At 51.5% G+C, this 989-nt stretch carries 1 protein-coding gene; it reads right to left on the reverse strand.

The window, feature by feature from the left end; genetic code table 11:
• Positions 1–989: elongation factor Tu (gene tuf / locus ACO0K3_RS19475; protein WP_422987500.1), on the reverse strand; the 989-nt coding region annotated here is incomplete at both ends.

Genomic DNA, 989 nt, shown 5'->3' on the forward strand with positions numbered 1-989 from the left:
ATTTTAGCAACGACACCAGCACCAACAGTACGGCCACCTTCACGGATCGCGAAACGCAGACCTTCTTCCATCGCGATCGGGTTGATCAGCTTGACTGTGATGGAGACGTTATCACCTGGCATGACCATTTCTTTGTCTTTCGGCAACTCGATCGAACCAGTTACGTCCGTTGTACGGAAGTAGAATTGTGGACGGTAGTTGTTGAAGAATGGTGTGTGACGACCACCTTCGTCTTTGGACAGGACGTAGATTTCGCCAGTGAAGTGGCTATGTGGCTTGATGGAGCCTGGTTTTGCCAACACTTGACCACGTTGGATGTCTTCACGCTTAGTACCACGCAGCAAGACGCCGACGTTGTCGCCTGCTTGACCTTGGTCGAGCAGTTTGCGGAACATTTCTACGCCAGTACAGGTTGTTTTGACAGTGTCTTTGATGCCGATGATTTCGATTTCTTCGCCGACTTTGACGATACCGCGTTCGATACGACCTGTTACAACAGTACCGCGACCGGAGATGGAGAAGACGTCTTCTACTGGCAACAGGAAGGCGCCGTCAACAGCACGTTCTGGTGTTGGGATGTAGCTGTCTAATGCATCAGCGAGTTTCATGATGGCTTCTTCGCCCAGTGGTCCTTTGTCGCCTTCGAGGGCGAGCTTTGCGGAACCTTGGATGATTGGCAAGTCGTCGCCTGGGAATTCGTATTTGGACAGTAACTCACGAACTTCCATTTCAACCAGTTCCAACAACTCAGCGTCATCTACCATGTCGCATTTGTTCAGGAAGACGATGATGTACGGAACACCAACTTGACGTGCTAACAGGATGTGTTCACGTGTTTGTGGCATTGGGCCGTCTGCTGCGGAGCATACTAGGATCGCGCCGTCCATTTGCGCCGCGCCAGTAATCATGTTTTTAACATAATCAGCATGGCCTGGGCAGTCAACGTGGGCGTAGTGACGGCCGGCTGTTTCGTATTCTACGTGGGCTGT

It is taken from the genome of Undibacterium sp. Rencai35W, assembly GCF_049340185.1.
In the GTDB taxonomy this organism is placed as follows: Bacteria; Pseudomonadota; Gammaproteobacteria; order Burkholderiales; family Burkholderiaceae_D; genus Undibacterium.